Genomic DNA, 15861 nt, shown 5'->3' with positions numbered 1-15861 from the left:
AGCAACGTCCGCCTATCCGGCAACCAGATGGCCGCCGCCGATGTCGCGCAGCGTGACCCGGACCGGTTCATCGCCCACGGCGCGCGTCGGGCTCGGGATTTCGCCGTCCATGCGGGCGAAATGCGCACGCCTGCGTGCCGGATCCGGCATGGGAACCGCCTCGATCAATCGTCGCGTATAGGGATGCGCCGGGTTGGAAAACACCTGGTCGCGCGTGCCCATCTCCACGATCTGGCCGAGATACATCACCGCCACACGATCGGAGATATTCTCCACCACCGCCATGTCATGCGAGATGAACAGATAGGCAACGCCAAGCTCCCGCTGCAATTCGCGCAGCAGTTCCAGTACGCGGGCCTGCACGGAGACATCGAGCGCCGACACGCTTTCGTCAGCGATCACCAGCTTAGGGCCCAATGCGAGCGCGCGGGCAATGCAGATGCGCTGCCGCTGGCCACCTGAAAACTCGTGCGGATAGCGCTCCATGGCGTCGACCGGCAGGCCGACGCGCTCGAACAGCGTGGCGACACGGTCGCGGCATTCGCGCTTGCCGGCGATCTTATGGATGAGCAGCGGCTCGGCCACCAGATCACCGACGCGCATGCGCGGATCGAGCGAGGCGAACGGGTCCTGAAACACCATCTGCACGTCGCGACGCACCGCCTTGCGCTGGTCCCTGTCAAGGGAGGCGAGGTCACGCCCGCCGACCCTGATGGAGCCGGCATAAGGGACCAGCCCGGCCAACGCCTTGGCGGTGGTGGACTTGCCGCAACCGGATTCGCCGACCAGCGCCAGCGTCTCGTTGGGGCGGATGTCGAAGGACACGCCTTCCACCGCATGAACCCGCCGCTGGACACGCCCGAGCAAACCGCCGCGCAGGTCGAAGCGCACCTGAAGGTCGGCGACCGCCGCGACCGGCCCCGTGCTGCCCGGCGTGCGGCTTTCCTGTCTTCCGGCACCGGAGCCGATGCGCGGCACGGCGGCCAGCAACACCCTTGTGTAGTCGGTCGCCGGGGCTTCGAAGATCTGCCCGACCGGCCCTTCCTCGACCATCGCACCGTCGCACATGACGATGACGCGATCGGCCATTTCGGCGACGACGCCCATATCGTGGGTGATGAGGATGATGCTGGTGCCCCGCGTACGCTGGAGATCGCGCAGCAGCTCCAGCACCTCGCCCTGCACGGTCACGTCAAGCGCGGTGGTCGGTTCGTCGGCGATCAGCACATCCGGGTTGAGCGCGAGCGCCATGGCGATCATGACGCGCTGGCGCATGCCGCCGGAAAGCTCGTGGGGAAACTGCTTCATGCGGGTTCCGGCTTCCGAAATCCGCACGGCGCGCAGCGCCTCTATCGCCTTCTCATGCGCCTGCGCGCGCGACAGCGAGGTATGGGTCTCGATGGCCTCGGTAAGCTGGCGGCCGATGCTCAGCACCGGGTTCAGCGAGGTCATAGGCTCCTGAAAGATCATTGCCACGCGGTTGCCGCGGATGCGGCGCATGCGGCCTTCGTCAAGGCGCGCGAGATCGGTATCGCCGAGCATGATCGAGCCGGCGGAAACATAGGCGGCGGGCTGTGGCAGCAGGCCCATGACGGCAAGCGAGGTCATCGACTTGCCGGACCCGGATTCGCCGGCGATGCACAGCGTCTCGCCCCGCCCCAGCGTGAACGACAGGTCGCGCACCACATCGCGCGCACCATCCTCGCCGCGCACCGTGACGGTCAGTCCCGAGATGGCGAGGACCGGTTCGCCGGGTGCGGCGGGGGCCGAAGCTCCCGCCGCGATCCTGGTGCCCGTCGCGCTCATTCGAAGACGCAGCGCGGGAAGTAGAAGGACACGACCCAGTTGGGCATGTCGACGATCTCGCTTATGCGCAGATCGCCGCACACCGACACCAGCATATAGGCGTCGACCGGATCGAGATTGTAGCGGCCAGCCAGCAGATCGACCATCTGGGCGACGGCGCTCCTGGCGCCCTCCATCAGGTCCGGTCCGACACCGGTCGTCACCTCGTAGCCCTTGGCGTCGAGATGGCGGGTCACCGGCCCCGACGTGGTGAAGCGCGGCGTCTTGAGGTTCGCCCCCTTCACCAGATCGAGGGTGAGCACGACATCCATCGGGCTCTCGATCGCCGTGCCGCAGACCTCGCCATCGCCCTGCGCGGCATGGGTGTCGCCCACCGAGAACAGCGCGCCCGCCACTTCCACCGGCAGGTAGAGCGTGGTGCCGGCGGCGAGATCGCGGATATCGAGGTTGCCGCCGACACGACGCGGCGGCACGACGGAGTGCAGCCCCTTTTCGGCCGGCGCATTGCCGATGGTGCCGGCGAACGGCTTCAGCGGCACGCGGCCATGCTTGCCGAACAGCGCCGGCTCCAGCGTCGAGGCGTCGTATTTCCAGATCGTCAGCGCCGGTTCCTTGAAGTCGTCGGCGAGCAGGCCGAAGCCCGGAATGTTCGCCGTCCAGCCGAAGCCGGACGGTTTGAACTCCTCGATGGTCACCTTCAGCGCATCGCCCGGCTCGGCCCCGTCCACGAATATCGGCCCGGTGACCGGGTTGATCCTGGCGAAATCGAGTCTGGCTATGTCTTCCACGGTGCTCTCCGGCGACAACTGGCCGCCGGAAGAGTCAAGACACTCGAAGAAGATGGTCGAGCCGGGAGCCACCCTCTCGGCCGGGGCAAGCGCGTTGTCCCAGCCGAAATGGTGGTGGCGCCCGTGGATAGTGTAGTTGCAGCTATTGCACATCGTTCACATACACATGGTCATAGTTGACGGGGATATGGACCGGGTCGACATAGAGGTTGTCGCCGCCGCCCATGCGCGCGGATTTCAGCGTGAAGCGCTGCTCGTTGAAGACCGGCGCCCAGGGGGCGTCCTCCATGATCTTCACATAGATATCGCTCCACGCCTTGTTGCGTTCCTCGGCCTTGGCCGGATCGACGATGGAGTCGGCTTCCGCCGCCTTCCTGTCGAGCTCTTCGTTGCAATACCACGACCAGTTCCAGCCGCCCGGAACCGCGCCGCCACAGCCGAGGATCGGACCGTAGAAGTTCGACGGATCGGGAAAGTCGGCGATCCACGCCATGCCGCCCGACCAGATCATCGGGGCGCCCTCCTTCTCCCCGCCGGCGGCGATGACGTTGGCCTGCGCCAGTGCCTGGATGTTGGCCTTGATGCCGATGGCTGCCAGATCCTGCTGGATGCCCTGTGCGATGCGCGGGTTGGGATCGGTGTTCATGACGTAGAGGTCTGTCTCGAACCCATCGGCAAAGCCGGCCTCGGCCAGCAGGGCCTTGGCCTTGTCCGCGTCATAGGCATAGCCCTTGTAATCCGTGGCGTAGCCCGGCATGGAGGGCGGCAGCGGCTGGTTGGCCGGGACGGCGCGGTTGTTGATGAGCTGGACGATGCGTTCCTTGTTGATGGCCATGTTGACGGCCTGCCGCACCTTCACATTGTCGAAGGGCGGGATGTTGACGTTCATGGTCACATAGCCGGTGTGGAGCTGACCGCCCTCGACCACGCGCGCCTTCTGCTCGGGATCGTTCATCACTTCCTGGAACTTGGCCGGCGGAATGCCATCGCCCGGAATGTCGATCTCGCCCTTTTGCAGGCGCAGCAGCGCCACGATCGGCTCCTGCCCGATCTCAAAGGTGATGGTGTCGAGATGTGGCAGGCCCTTGTTCCAGTAATCCTCGTTCTTCTGGAACACGACGCGCTGGCCGAGCGTCCATTCGCCGAGCTTGAAAGCACCGGTGCCGACCGGGTTCTTGCCGAAGTCGGCGCCATACTTCTCGACCTCTTCCTTCGGCACGACGTGGCTGAAATTGATGGCCATGACATGCAGGAACGTGGCGTCGGGGCGGGTCAGCTCGAACTTGATGGTGAGCGGATCGACCACGGTGATCCCTGAAACGCCGTCGGCCTTGCCTTCGGCCGCTTCGTCATAGCCCTTGATGGAGGCGAAGAAGCCCTGGCCGGGGCTCTGGGTTTCCGGATTGACGACACGGTCGATGGAATATTTCACATCTTCCGCCGTCATCTCGCGGCCGTTGTGGAATTTCACGCCCTGCCGCAGCTTGAAGGTGAAGGTCTGGCCGTCCTCCGAAATCTCGTAGCTTTCGGCGAGGTCGGGCACCAGTTCGGTGGTGCCGGGCTTGTAGTCCATGAGCCCGTCGAACAGGCTCTTGATCATCGACCAGTTCTGCCAGTCATAGCCTATGGCCGGATCGAGCGTAGCGACGTCGTCCTTGTAGGTGATGATGATCGAGCCGCCGTTCTTCGCATCCGGATTAGGCGTCACTTGCGCGGAGGCGGCGGACAGGCCGAGCGCCAGCGCGGCTGCCGCCACCGTTGAAACGAGATAGGTCTTCATTGCTGTTCCCTTTCTTTGGTTATCTGAGCTTGATGCGGGGATCGATGAGCGGCGCGATGATGTCGGCCAGAAGGTTGCCGAGCACGATGGCGAAGGCGGAAACCAGCGTGACGCCCATGATGATGGGGATGTCGACGCGCTGGATCGCCTGCCAGACGAGCTGACCGATGCCGGGCCAGCCGAACACGCTTTCGACGACCACGATGCCGCCCATCAGGATGCCGATGTCGATGCCGATCATGGCGATGATGGGCAGGATGGCGTTGGGCAGGGCGTGGCGGATCAGCACCGTGGCGCGAGCCAGCCCCTTGGCGCGTGCGGTGCGGATATAGTCCTGCCGCAGAACGTCGATCATCGACGAACGCATCATGCGCGCATACCAGCCCGAACTCATCACCGCGACGGTGAGCGAGGGCAGCACGAGATGCGAGAAGGTGCCGTAGCCGCCGATCGGGAACCAGCTCAGCCTCACGGCGAAGACATAGAGCAGCAGCAGTCCGACCACGAATTGCGGGGCCGAAACGCCGATGAAGGACACCACCATCAGCGACTGGTCTGTCCTGGTGCCGCGCCGCACCGCCGCCACCAGCCCCATGGTGAGGCCGATCAGCAGTTCGAACACGATCGCCCCCAGCATCAGCAGCAGGGTGGCCGGCAGGCGCGCCGCGATGAGTTGCGACACCTCCGAACGCTGGATGTAGGAGCGTCCGAGATCGCCATGCAGCAGGTTCCACAGGTAGCGCCCATATTGCACGAGGAAGGGCTGGTCGAGGCCAAGCTGGCGGCGGATGCTCTCCACCGTGGCCGGCGTGGCGCTGCGGCCCGCGATCTGGCGCACCGGGTCGGCCGGCAGCAGATAAAGCAGGGCAAAGGTGATCAGCGAGATGCCGATCAGGATCAGCGCCGACTGGATGATGCGCCTGCTGAGATAGGAGATCATGCGCGCCCCCGCTGGGTCGGGTCGAGGATGTCGCGCAAGGCGTCGCCTACGAGATTGAAGGCCAGCGCCAGCGCGAGGATGGCGACGCCGGGGAAGAAGACCAGCCAGGGGGCCGCCTGGAAATAGGTCTGGTTCTCGAAGATGATGTTGCCCCACGAAGGCGTGGGCGGCTGCACGCCGATGCCGAGATAGGAGAGCGTCGCCTCGAGCAGCACCGTGGTGGAGATGCCGAGCGTACCCCACACGATGATGGTGGGAACCAGATGCGGCAGGATGTGCAGGAAGAGGATGCGCGCACCGCTCGCACCGATGGTACGCTCGGCGTCGATGAACTCGCGCTCCGCCAGCGAACTGGTCTGCGTGTACATGACGCGCGCGGTCTGCACCCAGTTCACCAGAGCGATGACCAGCGCCACGATCCACAGGCTCGGCTGGAAGACCGCGGCAAGGCAGATCGCCAGAAGCAGGGCCGGAAAGGCCATCATCAAGTCGGTGAAGCGCATAAGGACCGAGCCGATCCAGCCGCGATAGTAACCCGCCACCACACCGATCAGCGTGCCGATGATCAGGGCGATGCCATTGGCAATGATGCCGATGAACAGCGAGGTGCGCGCGCCATAGAGGATGCGGGTCAGCAGGTCGCGTCCCAGAAGATCTGTACCGAGCCAGAAGGTCGCGTTCGGCGGCAGCGGTTCGCCGGACAGGGTGAGCCCGTCGAATATCTGCTCGTCCGGCCGGAAATTGGTGAGATAGGGCGCGAGCGCCGCACCCGCCACCACGATGACGATGATGATCATGCCGATCAGCGCCAGCGGCCGGCGCACCAGCTTCCCCAGCGCGCCCTTGCGCGGCCTCGTCGCCACGGGCTGGGCGTCAGGCGTGATTACGTTGGTCATTCCCGTCCCCGGCCCCGTCCTTGTCCTCGGCCATGGCAACCACGCGCAAGGCGGCCTCCTCCACGCTGACCTGCCAGCTCATCGCCAGCGAGCGCAGCCGCGCGAAGCCCTGCTCGTAGTCGCTGTCCTTTGCCAGCGCGGCCACCGCACGCACGATGGTGTGGCGTTCCGCAACCCGCGCCTGAAGCGCGTCGATGCGCGCGGCGAGCTGCTTGCGCTCCTCGAAATTCTGCCTTGCGATCAGCAGGCTGGAATAGACGCCGGCCGCGCCCACTGGCTTCAGCAGGTGTGCATTGGCGCGGTGCGTGAACAGCGCCCATTCGATGCGGCCCGGCGCCTCGGAGCCGATCAGCGCGATCAGCGGCATGGGCGCTTCGCCCGGCTGCCACGGAAATTGTTCGTCAAAGCCGAGATCGACGTCGAAGAACACGAAGTCCGCCGAAAGGGCTGCTGGCGGCAGTTCGGGCCAGCAGTCGATCGCCGTCAGGCCGATGGCCGACAGTTGTCGCACCATGGTCTGCGCCGTCGGATGCGGCCGGTGCAGCACATAGGCGGTCGCGCCGCCGAGATTGGGAATGCGGCTGCGCCGGCTCATCGCTCCCCTCTCCCCGGCACCACCCTCAGCCGCGGCGTGCCGAACTGGGCGTTGCGATCGTAGCGGGACAGATAGGGATCGGGCGCGACCTCGCCTTCGCGGCCTATGATGCGGAAACCGGCCCCCTCGATTTCACCGATCACCACCGGCAGGGTGGCATGCTGGGTGTGCGTGTCGATGGCGGTCGCGCCAAAAGGCGTTTCAAAGCGGCGCGCTGCAAAGGCTGCGGGCAGATCCGCCCAGCCGGCATCCGGATTCTGTCCGAGGATTTCCGCCAGAATGCGCACGCTGGCATAGGCGGCCGCTTCGAAAGAACTGCCAGGACTGTAGCCCGTCCCGCCGGCACCGGCTTCATGAAAATATGGACCTGCCGAAAGATGCCCGTTGCCGGCCTCCCCGATCGCCTCCAGCTCGCATTCGGTCAGGTTGCACGAAACGACCGGGCAGTGGTGTGGCAGGAAGTGCGCGTCCTGGCGCCCAAGTTCCGCATAGGCCTTGAGAAAGGCGTAGGACGACAAGCCGATCAGATTGTTGAAGACGAAATCCGGGCGCGTGGCGCGGATTTCCTCGATCAGCCGGGCGACCTCCGTTTCGCCGAGCGGCAGGTAGCGTTCGCCGCGCACTTCCCCGCCGGCATCGGCGATCAGGTCGCGGGCCACGCGGTTCATCTCCCAGCCCCAGATATAGTTGGAACCGAGCAGGAAGCCGTTGGCCCCGAAGCGCGGCACGACGTGGGAAAACAGCGGCAGCAATTGCTGGTTGGGGCATGCGTGCATGTAGACGACATGATCGCTGGTCTCGAAGCCCTCGTAGGGACAAGCATACCACAGCGTGCCGCCGAAACGCTCCAGAATGGGGATGGCTTCCTTGCGGCTCCAGGAGGTAATGCAGCCGACGATGTGCCGGGCGCTGCTCTTCTGGAGGATTTCGGCGCAGCCGGTCGCGTAGCCGTCGGCATTGCCTTGCGGATCGTAGTCCACGGGCACGAATGCAATCGGGCTGGAGGGATCGGCATTGACATCCGCGATTGCGGACAACGCACCCGTGCGGCAGGCATCGGAAACGAGCCGATAATTGCCGGAACGCGAATAAAGAATGCCGATTTCGACGCGGCGCTTCAAGAATTCCCCCCAGAAAAGAAAATGCCCCGCAGCCACGCGTGAAGAAGCGGAGCTTACGAGGCATTTTTGCCATTCGGCGAGCAAGGCCGATATGTATGTTCAAGCCTAGCCGACCGCCCAACGTAGTCAAGCGGAAAGCGCGGGGCCGGCCTACACGGTTGCCGGGTCGAGCGCCGGCTTGTCCTTCCAGCGGCCGATGATCGCCGCGAGATCGGCCGTGCGGAAGGCGTCGCGCAGCGCATCGAAGGACGGCAGCACGAAATAGGCGCGCTGGAACTTGTCGATCTCATAGGTGGTGCGCATCACCGTCTCCAGATCGAAGGGCACGCGGTGCGCATCCGGGCTCTCCACCGCGAACTGAAGCTCGGTGAAGGACGACATCAGCCCGGCGCCGAACGCCTTCAACTCCTGTCCCGGCTCTTGCATGAGCCCGTATTCGGCCGTGTACCAGTAAAGCCGCGTGATCATCTCGTCGCCGCCCAGCGCGATCGCCTCGCCCGCCCTTTCGCCATAGGCCTGCATGAAATCGGCGAAGACGGGCTGGGTGAGGATCGGCACATGGCCGAAGAAGTCGTGGAACATGTCCGGCTCGACGATGTAGTCCAGTTCCTTTTGCGTGCGCAGCCAGTTGGTGACGGGGAAGCGCCGCGCCGCCAGATGCCCGAAGAACGGCTCGGCGGGAATGAGCCCCGGCACGGCGACGATCTCCCATCCCGTCAGTCGGCGCAGCCGGTCGCTGACCTCGCCGAAATCGGGAATGCGCTCCAACAGGCCGAGCGCGTCGATACCGTCCAGATAGGCGCGATGCGCGAGCCGGCGGGTCAGCTTGGTCTGGCGGTCGCACAGCGTGCGCCACACGGCCTGCTCCTCCTCGCTGTAATCGTAGTCCTGCGCCACCGTGAAGTCGGGCCGGCAGACCGAATAGTTTCCGCGCAAGCCCTGGGCCGCGCATTCGCGGGCATATTCGGCAATGCTGATCGTCATCTTCTCCTCCCTCGACGGCGAATGCTGTCATTCTAGCAAGAGGTCGTGGAGGATTTCGGCCTGCTTGCTGGGCATATGCCGGTAATTGGAGCATAATCCCCTCCAAAATATCGACAGGGGAGTGGATATGCCTCAATTCGATGCCTTCGAGATCAGGATGCTCGACATTCTCCAGCGCGAGGGGCGCAAGCCGGTGACGGAACTGGCGGAAGAGATCGGCCTGTCGCCGACACCTTGCGCACGCCGCTTCGAGGCGCTGCGGGAGACCGGCGTCATCAAGGGCTTCTCGGCGCAGCTCAGCCGCAAGGCGCTGGGGCTTGCAGTGGAGGTGTTCATCCGGGTGCGCCTGACAAGCCACAGCGATGAGTCGCCCGAACATTTCATTGCCGCCGTGCAGCGCATGGACGAAGTCTCCGCCTGTTGGACGATGACCGGCGACCACGATTTCCTGCTGCATGTGATGGTGCCCGCGGTGGACGACCTCAACGATTTCGTCATGCACCGGCTGATGCGGCTGAAAGGAGTGCGCGACGTGCACACCCAACTGGTGCTGCAGAACATCAAGGGGCCGGGACGAACGCCCCTCGGCCATCTCGGCCCGTAACCGGGCCGGGCACCGGCGGGCGACTCACCATCGATGTGATTCCCGGCCTTGCGTCGTTCGCCGCAAGACTCGCCGACTGGCGGGAAACCGGCCGCTTGGCGGCCACCGAATCACCGTCCCATTTTGGGTCAAGATAACTTTTCGTTTCAGTTCATATTTCATCTAACAGTATGAAAAGAAACGGTATTCCGTCAGGGGAGCGCGCTTTTCCGGATCACGATTTTGCGCGTCGGATCTTCGAAATTAACCTTTTGTTAACCATTTCCTCCATACACCGGAGCAACCGAAAATTAACCAAGATGACTGACGTGTTAACTCAACCCCGGCCGATCCGCCTCAAGGGTCGCTCCTTCCTTGCGCTTGCCCTGACCCCGGAGTTGCCCTTCGAGGACTGGCTGGCGCGGCTTGATGATCTGGCGGCCCGTTCGGCAGGATTTTTCCTGCGACGGCCGGTGGTGCTCGACGTTCAGGACCTGGACATCGACCGCACGCAGCTTCGCGAACTCGTCGGCCAGCTCGGCGCGCGCAATGTGCGCATCATGGGCATCGAAGGCGCGCGCCCCTCGCTGCTGGCCGCCGACCTGCCGCCGGCCATGAGCGATGGACGCCCCGCCTCGGACTTCGAAGCTCCGGTCGCCGACGAGGCCGGTGACGGGACGGACGCGGCGGACGCCGTCGAAAGCGCCGACCTTTCCAGCACCACCCTTGCCGGGCCGACCCCGGCCAAGGCCGCGCCTTCGATGATCGTCACCCAGCCGGTGCGCTCGGGGCAATCGCTGTTCTTCCCCGAAGGGGACGTGACCGTCGTCGGTTCGGTCGCATCGGGCGCGGAAATCGTCGCCGGCGGCTCGATCCACATCTACGGCACGCTGCGGGGCCGGGCCATGGCAGGCACGACCGGCAACGCCTCGGCGCGGATCTTCTGCCGCAAGCTCGAGGCGGAGCTGATCGCCATCGACGGGTTCTACAAGACGGCCGAGGACATGGCGCCGGACCTGCGCGGCAAGGCGGTGCAGATCTGGCTCGAAGGCGATGCGATCAAGGTAGAGACATTCGGCTGAGCCGAAGGCGGTTCACACACACTGGAGAGGCCAATGGGCAAGGTAATCGTGGTTACATCTGGCAAGGGCGGCGTCGGCAAGACGACATCGTCCGCCGCGCTGGGCGCCGCCCTTGCGCAGAATGGCGAAAAGGTCGTGGTGGTGGACTTCGACGTCGGCCTGCGCAACCTCGACCTCGTCATGGGCGCGGAACGGCGGGTCGTCTATGACATCGTCAACGTCATCCAGGGCGAAGCCAAGCTGACGCAGGCGCTGATCCGCGACAAGCGGCTGCAGACGCTCTATCTGCTGCCGGCCTCGCAGACGCGCGACAAGGACAACCTCACGCCCGAAGGCGTCGAGAAGGTCATCGCCGCCCTGAAGAACGCCTTCGACTGGGTCATCTGCGACAGCCCCGCCGGCATCGAGCGCGGCGCGACGCTGGCCATGCGCCATGCCGACGTGGCCATCGTCGTCACCAATCCGGAAGTCTCGTCGGTGCGCGACAGCGACCGCATCATCGGCCTGCTCGATTCCAAGACGCTCAAGGCCGAGAACGGCGAGGACATGGAGAAGCACCTGCTTCTCACCCGCTACGACCCCAGCCGGGCCGAACGCGGCGACATGCTGAAAGTGAGCGACGTCCTCGAAATCCTGTCGATCCCGCTGCTCGGCATCATACCGGAGAGCATGGACGTGCTGCGCGCCTCCAATGTCGGCTCGCCGGTGACGCTGGCCGACGGCCGCAGCGCGCCGGCTATCGCCTATTTCGACGCCGCGCGCCGGCTGCGGGGCGAAAGCCTGCCGGTCAACGTACCGGGCGAAAAGCGGGGCCTGCTCGGCAAGATCTTCGGAAGGAAAGCGGCATGAACCTGTTCCGTCTCTTTTCCCGCAGCCAGTCGGCCCCCGCCGCGCGCGAGCGCTTGCAGGTGCTGCTCGCCCACGAGCGCGCTTCATCCGGCGATTCGGACCTCGTCAACCGGCTGCGCGACGAGATCCTGCGCGTCATTTCCAAGCACATGCATATCGACGAAGACAAGGTCTCCGTGAAGATGGAGCGCGGCGGCCAGGTCTCGACGCTCGCCGTCGACATCGAGATCCCGTTCGACGCGGCCAAGAAGAAGGCTGAAGCGGGCAAGAAGAAGAAGGCGGCCTGAGGGCCGCCATCGGCCGGACCATATCGCGTCCCGACGGGCGCGGCGATGATGCGGCAAACGGATACCGCTTTGCGGTCCATTTCCCCAAGGCGGCCCAGGGGGGCTTATCAAGGAGGGACAACATGACCCGGCTCGCACTTCTGAAAAGGCTGAAGGAAGTCCAGCAGATGCCCCGCTATCAGGGGCGCGACATCACCACCATCAGCGCGGTGCTCTCCAACGAGGCGCTGGCCAAGCATGTGGAGGTCTGCGAGGAAGCCGCGGGCGCCACGCCCCCGGCGGCAAAGGTCGGCAACGGGGCCGCGCCGGCGCATGCCGGCAGGGCCTGAGGCGCGACGTCCGTCTATTTCGCCTTTTGCGAGCGGATGCTCTCTTCCAGCATCTCGGCCAGCCGGACCGCCCGGCAGGCGTCATCGAGTTCCCGCGCCAGGGCATCCGCTATATCGGTGTCTGAAGGCGTGTCGATTTCGGCCCAGTTGATGTGGCTGGACGCCTCGATGCCGGCCTCGACGCCCATATCGGCATAGAGGGCGTTGATCGCCTCGGCAGCCTCGACATGGTCGAGCGTTGCGAACATGGCCAGATGGGCAAGCACGGCCTGCTCGCCGGGCCGGTCCCGGCCGAGGCTGCGCCAGCGTTGCGCGGTGCCGGCAAGCTTGCGGGACCCAACCACGATATTATAGGCCCCGTCGCACATGGTGCCGGGAATGGCGCGGTAGGTGCCGTGGATGCCCCGGCTGCGCAACATGGCCATCACCGGCTCGCACAGCACCCGGTAGCTGGTTCCGATACGATCGCGCAAGGCAGGACCGATGGAAAACACCATCGAAAGATTGACCACGCCGGGACCCTGCACAACCGCGCCGCCGCCCGTGTCGCGCGTGTGGACCTGCCAGCCGCGCGCGGCGGAAGCCGCCACCGCCGCCTTGAAACCGGAACGGCTCTCGTGGCTTCGCGGCACCACGATGCAGGGCGCGGTCTGCCACAGCAGCCATGTCAGCCCGGGACTGCCGTCGGCAGCCGCCAGCATCGCCCGTTCCTCCGCCAGCGCCTCCTCATACGGCAGGCGCAGCAGAACGCCCGGCCCATCGGCCTTCCCGGCCTCGCCGCCTTGCACCTGCGCAAGCTTCTCTCTCGTCATCATCACCACCGCCACCTGATCGCCTCGCACGGATCTGACAGGAACGCCACCTCGCCCGCGCCGTCAACAGCCCGGTGGCTAAAGCAGGGACAATCCCCCAACAACCCGCCACGGCGCCGAGATCCTCACCACCGAGATGGCTGTCTTCGAATGGCACTAGACTGCGCAGTACCCGCAATTCCGCCCGGCGGTAGGTGGCTGATCAAGCAGAGCGGCCTGTCAGGCCCCGGCGCTGTCCAGCACGCAGCGGCGCGTCAATTCCCGGATGAACAGGCGCTGGATCGAGGAAATCCTCTGGTCCAGCTTCGATACGATCACCAGCGGCGAGGCATAGCGCTCAGCCGGCGAATTCAGGCGCCGCATCTGGCCGCTCTCCTCCCACTGGCGGGCGAAATGCTCGGGCAGATAACCGATGACACGGCCGCTGAGGATGAGAATGGCCTGCGCCTCCATGGTGGAGGACTGAATGCGCACCCGTGCGTCTGGATAGAAGTCGATCTCCGACTTGTTGGCATAGGAACGCACGATGAAATCGTGGCGCGCGATCTCCTCCGGCGTCAGGGCGGCCGGATCGGCATGGAACAGCGGATGGCGGTGGCTGCAATAGAGTGAATGCATCTCGTGGTAGAACAGCTTCTCGCGAAAATCCGGACCGATCCGCATCGGCGGGGTCAGCGCGATGTCGATGCCGTCCCGGGCCAGTTCGTCCATGAGCGCCTTCGGGTGGGTGACCAGAAGTTCGATCTCGGCATCCTTGACCTGCCGCAGGCAGGCCTCCATCACCGCATCCATGGGCAGGCCGGGATCGGTTACGGTGTTGGCGACGACGCCGACGCGCAGCGTTCCCACGATCTCCTTGCGCAACTCGCCCAGCCGCCCTTCGAAACTCGACACGGCCGCCACGAGGCTCTTCGACGCCTCGTAAACCTCGCGCCCCTTCTCGGTGAGATGGAAGCCGCGCCTGCCCCGGCGGCACAGCTCGAAGCCGACCCGTTCCTCGAGCGCCTTCAGGTGGAAGGAAAGCGTCGACTGGCTCATGCCGAGCGCCAGCTGCGCACCGCCGAAGCCGCCATTCTCGATGATCGAACGGAATACGGCGAGGCCGCGCAGATCCGACGGCGAGAACCGCATGGTCATCTCCTCACGCTGGTAATTACATCGATGATATCGAAATATAATGAGAAAGAAAGGTGTTTATCCATGCATGCTTCCCGCCCCTAATGAGCCGGAGGCAAGATGTCGCCATCAGCAGGGAGAAGAAACTTGACCAGCCAGATCATCCTCGACACCAGTCGCCAGCGCCTGTCGCCCCCGGGCCATTGGGACTGGCACATCCCCACGCCGTTCTCGCAGGGCTGGAGGATCGGCCCGATGGTCTTCGTGGGCGGGCAGTTGTCGGCCGACCGGCATGGCAATGTCCTCGGCAAGGGCGACATCGAGATCCAGACGCAGAACGTGTTCGAGAACATCACCCGGGTGCTGGCCAGCGCCGGCGCCACCTGGAAAGACGTCGTCAAGCTCAACACCTATTATGTCTTCGACGGCGAGGGCGACGAAATCCAGGATTTCTGGGAAAAGATGACCCGCGTGCGCCTGCGCTACATCGCCGATCCGGGCCCGGCGGCCACGGCCGTGCGGGTCGCCGGCCTGATGTATGAGGGCTTCCTCATCGAGGCCGAGGTCGTGGCCATCATCGGCGGGCAGAACGCCGCCACAGCCTTCCTCGGACAGGGCTGACCGCTCTTGCGGGCCGGCGGAGCGGCAACGGACATGAGCATCGACGCCATCGAACTGACGCAGCGTTTGCTTGCCGTCGACACCACCAACCCGCCGGGCGCGGAAGATGCCGCCATCGACCTTCTGGAGGCCATTCTGGGGGAAGCGGGCTTTGCCTTGCGCCGCCATCGCTTCAGTCCGGGCCGGTCCAACCTCGTCGCCCATCTTGCCGGGCGCCGGCCGGGTCCGGCGCTCGCCTTCACCGGCCATCTCGACACGGTGCCGCTCGGTGACACCGCCTGGTCGCGCCATCCGCTGGGTGAGATCGACGCCGACGGAAGAATCTATGGCCGCGGCAGCAGCGACATGAAGGGCGGCGTCGCCGCCTTTGTGACGGCTGCCATCGCTGCGGCACGGACCGGCACAATCGGGCGCGATGTGGTGCTCGTCCTGACCGCAGGCGAGGAGCGCGGCTGCGAAGGCGCGGTCGCGATGCGCCGCGACAAGGTGGAACTGCCTGAGATCGGTGGCTGGGTGGTGGCCGAGCCCACGGCCAATCGCCTCGGGCTCGGCCACAAGGGCGCCCTGTTCCTCAAGCTTGAATTCACCGGCCGTACCGCCCATTCGGCCATGCCCCAGCTCGGCGACAATGCGGTCTACCGGGCGGCGCAAGCCGCCCTGGACATCCGCGACCTCGAACTGGGCGGAGACGCGCACCCGGTGCTCGGCAGCCCGACCCGCAATGTCAGCCTGCTTCAGGGCGGCCATGCCATCAATGCGGTGCCCGACCGGGCGGAGTTGGTCATGGACATCCGCTCAGTGCCCGGCATGGACCACGACACCCTTGTCGAGATCGTTCGCCAACGCACCGGCAGGCAGGCCGCGCTGTCGATCCTTTACGACCTTCCCCCGGTGTGGACGAACGAGCAAGACGCCTTCGTGGCCCGTTGCCGCGCCGCGCTGAGCAAACATGGCTGCCGCGACACGTCACCCATCGGCATGCCGTTCTTCACCGATGCGGCCATACTGGCGGCCATGGCGCCCGCGCCCGTGGTCATCATTGGTCCGGGCGAACCCGCGCAGGCGCACCGCACCGACGAATGGTGCGAAATGGCCGAGATCGAGCGCTCGGTCGACATCTATCGCACCCTGATCGCGGACTGACTTCGCAGCAACGCTGCGGGCCCGGCTCGCCATGCGTTGGACAGGGCGCGTGGCGAGCCGAAGCGTTGATAGGTCCTCAAAACAATCCGGAAGCCGGCTCCGCATTCCGCTGCAATACCGCAGGCGCCC

At 65.3% G+C, this 15861-nt stretch carries 17 protein-coding genes; 7 read left to right on the top strand and 10 right to left on the bottom strand.

The features are described 5' to 3' along the window. Positions 1 to 12 precede the first annotated feature (12 nt). From ABID37_RS14995 to phhA, 8 genes are all read right to left on the bottom strand, one after another. Positions 13 to 1806 carry an ABC transporter ATP-binding protein gene (locus ABID37_RS14995; RefSeq protein WP_354196127.1) on the bottom strand — a complete coding sequence of 598 codons (1794 nt, stop codon included), beginning with the start codon at positions 1804 to 1806 and terminating at the stop codon, positions 13 to 15. Then, entirely contained in the window at positions 1803 to 2747 is a 945-nt protein-coding gene (locus tag ABID37_RS14990) for an acetamidase/formamidase family protein (RefSeq protein WP_354196125.1), read from the bottom strand. Before ABID37_RS14990 ends, ABID37_RS14995 begins: the two co-directional genes overlap by 4 nt. Next, positions 2737 to 4374 carry an ABC transporter substrate-binding protein gene (locus tag ABID37_RS14985; RefSeq protein WP_354196123.1) on the bottom strand — a complete coding sequence of 546 codons (1638 nt, stop codon included), beginning with the start codon at positions 4372 to 4374 and terminating at the stop codon, positions 2737 to 2739. Before ABID37_RS14985 ends, ABID37_RS14990 begins: the two co-directional genes overlap by 11 nt. A gap of 19 nt (positions 4375 to 4393) precedes the next feature. Further along, positions 4394 to 5314, bottom strand: a complete 921-nt coding sequence (locus tag ABID37_RS14980) for an ABC transporter permease (RefSeq protein ID WP_354196121.1) — start codon at positions 5312 to 5314, stop codon at positions 4394 to 4396. After that, a complete protein-coding gene (locus tag ABID37_RS14975; RefSeq protein ID WP_354196119.1) occupies positions 5311 to 6210 on the bottom strand; it encodes an ABC transporter permease in 900 nt (299 codons plus the stop codon). The genes ABID37_RS14980 and ABID37_RS14975 overlap by 4 nt, the downstream gene beginning before the upstream one ends. Then, complete coding sequence (locus ABID37_RS14970; protein WP_354196117.1) at positions 6188 to 6805, bottom strand: ANTAR domain-containing response regulator; 618 nt, start codon at positions 6803 to 6805, stop codon at positions 6188 to 6190. Before ABID37_RS14970 ends, ABID37_RS14975 begins: the two co-directional genes overlap by 23 nt. Beyond that, a complete protein-coding gene (locus ABID37_RS14965) occupies positions 6802 to 7926 on the bottom strand; it encodes a transporter substrate-binding protein (protein WP_354196115.1) in 1125 nt (374 codons plus the stop codon). The genes ABID37_RS14970 and ABID37_RS14965 overlap by 4 nt, the downstream gene beginning before the upstream one ends. Before the next feature lie 150 nt (positions 7927 to 8076). After that, positions 8077 to 8910 carry a phenylalanine 4-monooxygenase gene (phhA, locus tag ABID37_RS14960; protein WP_354196113.1) on the bottom strand — a complete coding sequence of 278 codons (834 nt, stop codon included), beginning with the start codon at positions 8908 to 8910 and terminating at the stop codon, positions 8077 to 8079. A 127-nt stretch (positions 8911 to 9037) separates the two neighbouring features. Between phhA and ABID37_RS14955 the strand changes: the two genes are divergently transcribed. The 5 genes from ABID37_RS14955 to ABID37_RS14935 all read left to right on the top strand — a co-directional run bounded on the left by ABID37_RS14955 (position 9038) and on the right by ABID37_RS14935 (position 12040). Next, positions 9038 to 9514 carry an Lrp/AsnC family transcriptional regulator gene (locus tag ABID37_RS14955; RefSeq protein WP_354196111.1) on the top strand — a complete coding sequence of 159 codons (477 nt, stop codon included), beginning with the start codon at positions 9038 to 9040 and terminating at the stop codon, positions 9512 to 9514. A 299-nt stretch (positions 9515 to 9813) separates the two neighbouring features. After that, positions 9814 to 10575 carry a septum site-determining protein MinC gene (minC, locus tag ABID37_RS14950; protein ID WP_354196109.1) on the top strand — a complete coding sequence of 254 codons (762 nt, stop codon included), beginning with the start codon at positions 9814 to 9816 and terminating at the stop codon, positions 10573 to 10575. Positions 10576 to 10608: 33 nt separating this feature from the next. Further along, on the top strand, positions 10609 to 11424 hold the full coding sequence (gene minD, locus ABID37_RS14945; RefSeq protein ID WP_354196107.1) for a septum site-determining protein MinD: 816 nt from the start codon (positions 10609 to 10611) through the stop codon (positions 11422 to 11424). Continuing rightward, complete coding sequence (gene minE, locus ABID37_RS14940; RefSeq protein WP_354196105.1) at positions 11421 to 11711, top strand: cell division topological specificity factor MinE; 291 nt, start codon at positions 11421 to 11423, stop codon at positions 11709 to 11711. Before minD ends, minE begins: the two co-directional genes overlap by 4 nt. A 122-nt stretch (positions 11712 to 11833) precedes the next feature. Then, positions 11834 to 12040 (top strand): hypothetical protein, encoded by a 207-nt coding sequence (locus ABID37_RS14935; RefSeq protein WP_354196103.1) that lies wholly within the window; start codon positions 11834 to 11836, stop codon positions 12038 to 12040. 14 nt (positions 12041 to 12054) lie between these two features. On the opposite strand, the gene ABID37_RS14930 is transcribed toward ABID37_RS14935, so the two are convergent. After that, complete coding sequence (locus ABID37_RS14930) at positions 12055 to 12855, bottom strand: lipoyl protein ligase domain-containing protein (protein ID WP_354196404.1); 801 nt, start codon at positions 12853 to 12855, stop codon at positions 12055 to 12057. Positions 12856 to 13071: 216 nt separating this feature from the next. Continuing rightward, positions 13072 to 13983, bottom strand: a complete 912-nt coding sequence (locus tag ABID37_RS14925) for a LysR family transcriptional regulator (RefSeq protein ID WP_354196101.1) — start codon at positions 13981 to 13983, stop codon at positions 13072 to 13074. A 132-nt stretch (positions 13984 to 14115) separates the two neighbouring features. On the opposite strand from ABID37_RS14925, the gene ABID37_RS14920 reads away from it, so the two are divergent. Together ABID37_RS14920 and ABID37_RS14915 are read left to right on the top strand one after the other, a co-directional pair. Continuing rightward, complete coding sequence (locus ABID37_RS14920; RefSeq protein ID WP_354196099.1) at positions 14116 to 14589, top strand: RidA family protein; 474 nt, start codon at positions 14116 to 14118, stop codon at positions 14587 to 14589. Between the two features lie 33 nt (positions 14590 to 14622). Further along, positions 14623 to 15732 (top strand): M20 family metallopeptidase, encoded by a 1110-nt coding sequence (locus ABID37_RS14915; RefSeq protein WP_354196097.1) that lies wholly within the window; start codon positions 14623 to 14625, stop codon positions 15730 to 15732. Positions 15733 to 15861: the final 129 nt, after the last annotated feature.

Origin of the sequence: Aquamicrobium terrae (assembly GCF_040545735.1) — a bacterium.
GTDB lineage: Bacteria > Pseudomonadota > Alphaproteobacteria > Rhizobiales > Rhizobiaceae > Mesorhizobium > Mesorhizobium terrae_A.
This window is presented reverse-complemented; position numbering and strand designations above follow the sequence as displayed.

What these genes read in the sequence shown, in the direction of transcription:
- ABID37_RS14995 (WP_354196127.1), bottom strand. Translation starts at nt 1,806, where the DNA reads ATGAGCGCGACGGGCACCAGGATCGCGGCGGGAGCTTCGGCCCCCGCC.
- ABID37_RS14990 (WP_354196125.1), bottom strand. Translation starts at nt 2,747, where the DNA reads ATGTGCAATAGCTGCAACTACACTATCCACGGGCGCCACCACCATTTC.
- ABID37_RS14985 (WP_354196123.1), bottom strand. Translation starts at nt 4,374, where the DNA reads ATGAAGACCTATCTCGTTTCAACGGTGGCGGCAGCCGCGCTGGCGCTC.
- ABID37_RS14980 (WP_354196121.1), bottom strand. Translation starts at nt 5,314, where the DNA reads ATGATCTCCTATCTCAGCAGGCGCATCATCCAGTCGGCGCTGATCCTG.
- ABID37_RS14975 (WP_354196119.1), bottom strand. Translation starts at nt 6,210, where the DNA reads ATGACCAACGTAATCACGCCTGACGCCCAGCCCGTGGCGACGAGGCCG.
- ABID37_RS14970 (WP_354196117.1), bottom strand. Translation starts at nt 6,805, where the DNA reads ATGAGCCGGCGCAGCCGCATTCCCAATCTCGGCGGCGCGACCGCCTAT.
- phhA (WP_354196113.1), bottom strand. Translation starts at nt 8,910, where the DNA reads ATGACGATCAGCATTGCCGAATATGCCCGCGAATGCGCGGCCCAGGGC.
- ABID37_RS14955 (WP_354196111.1), top strand. Translation starts at nt 9,038, where the DNA reads ATGCCTCAATTCGATGCCTTCGAGATCAGGATGCTCGACATTCTCCAG.
- minC (WP_354196109.1), top strand. Translation starts at nt 9,814, where the DNA reads ATGACTGACGTGTTAACTCAACCCCGGCCGATCCGCCTCAAGGGTCGC.
- minD (WP_354196107.1), top strand. Translation starts at nt 10,609, where the DNA reads ATGGGCAAGGTAATCGTGGTTACATCTGGCAAGGGCGGCGTCGGCAAG.
- minE (WP_354196105.1), top strand. Translation starts at nt 11,421, where the DNA reads ATGAACCTGTTCCGTCTCTTTTCCCGCAGCCAGTCGGCCCCCGCCGCG.
- ABID37_RS14935 (WP_354196103.1), top strand. Translation starts at nt 11,834, where the DNA reads ATGACCCGGCTCGCACTTCTGAAAAGGCTGAAGGAAGTCCAGCAGATG.
- ABID37_RS14930 (WP_354196404.1), bottom strand. Translation starts at nt 12,855, where the DNA reads ATGATGACGAGAGAGAAGCTTGCGCAGGTGCAAGGCGGCGAGGCCGGG.
- ABID37_RS14925 (WP_354196101.1), bottom strand. Translation starts at nt 13,983, where the DNA reads ATGCGGTTCTCGCCGTCGGATCTGCGCGGCCTCGCCGTATTCCGTTCG.
- ABID37_RS14915 (WP_354196097.1), top strand. Translation starts at nt 14,623, where the DNA reads ATGAGCATCGACGCCATCGAACTGACGCAGCGTTTGCTTGCCGTCGAC.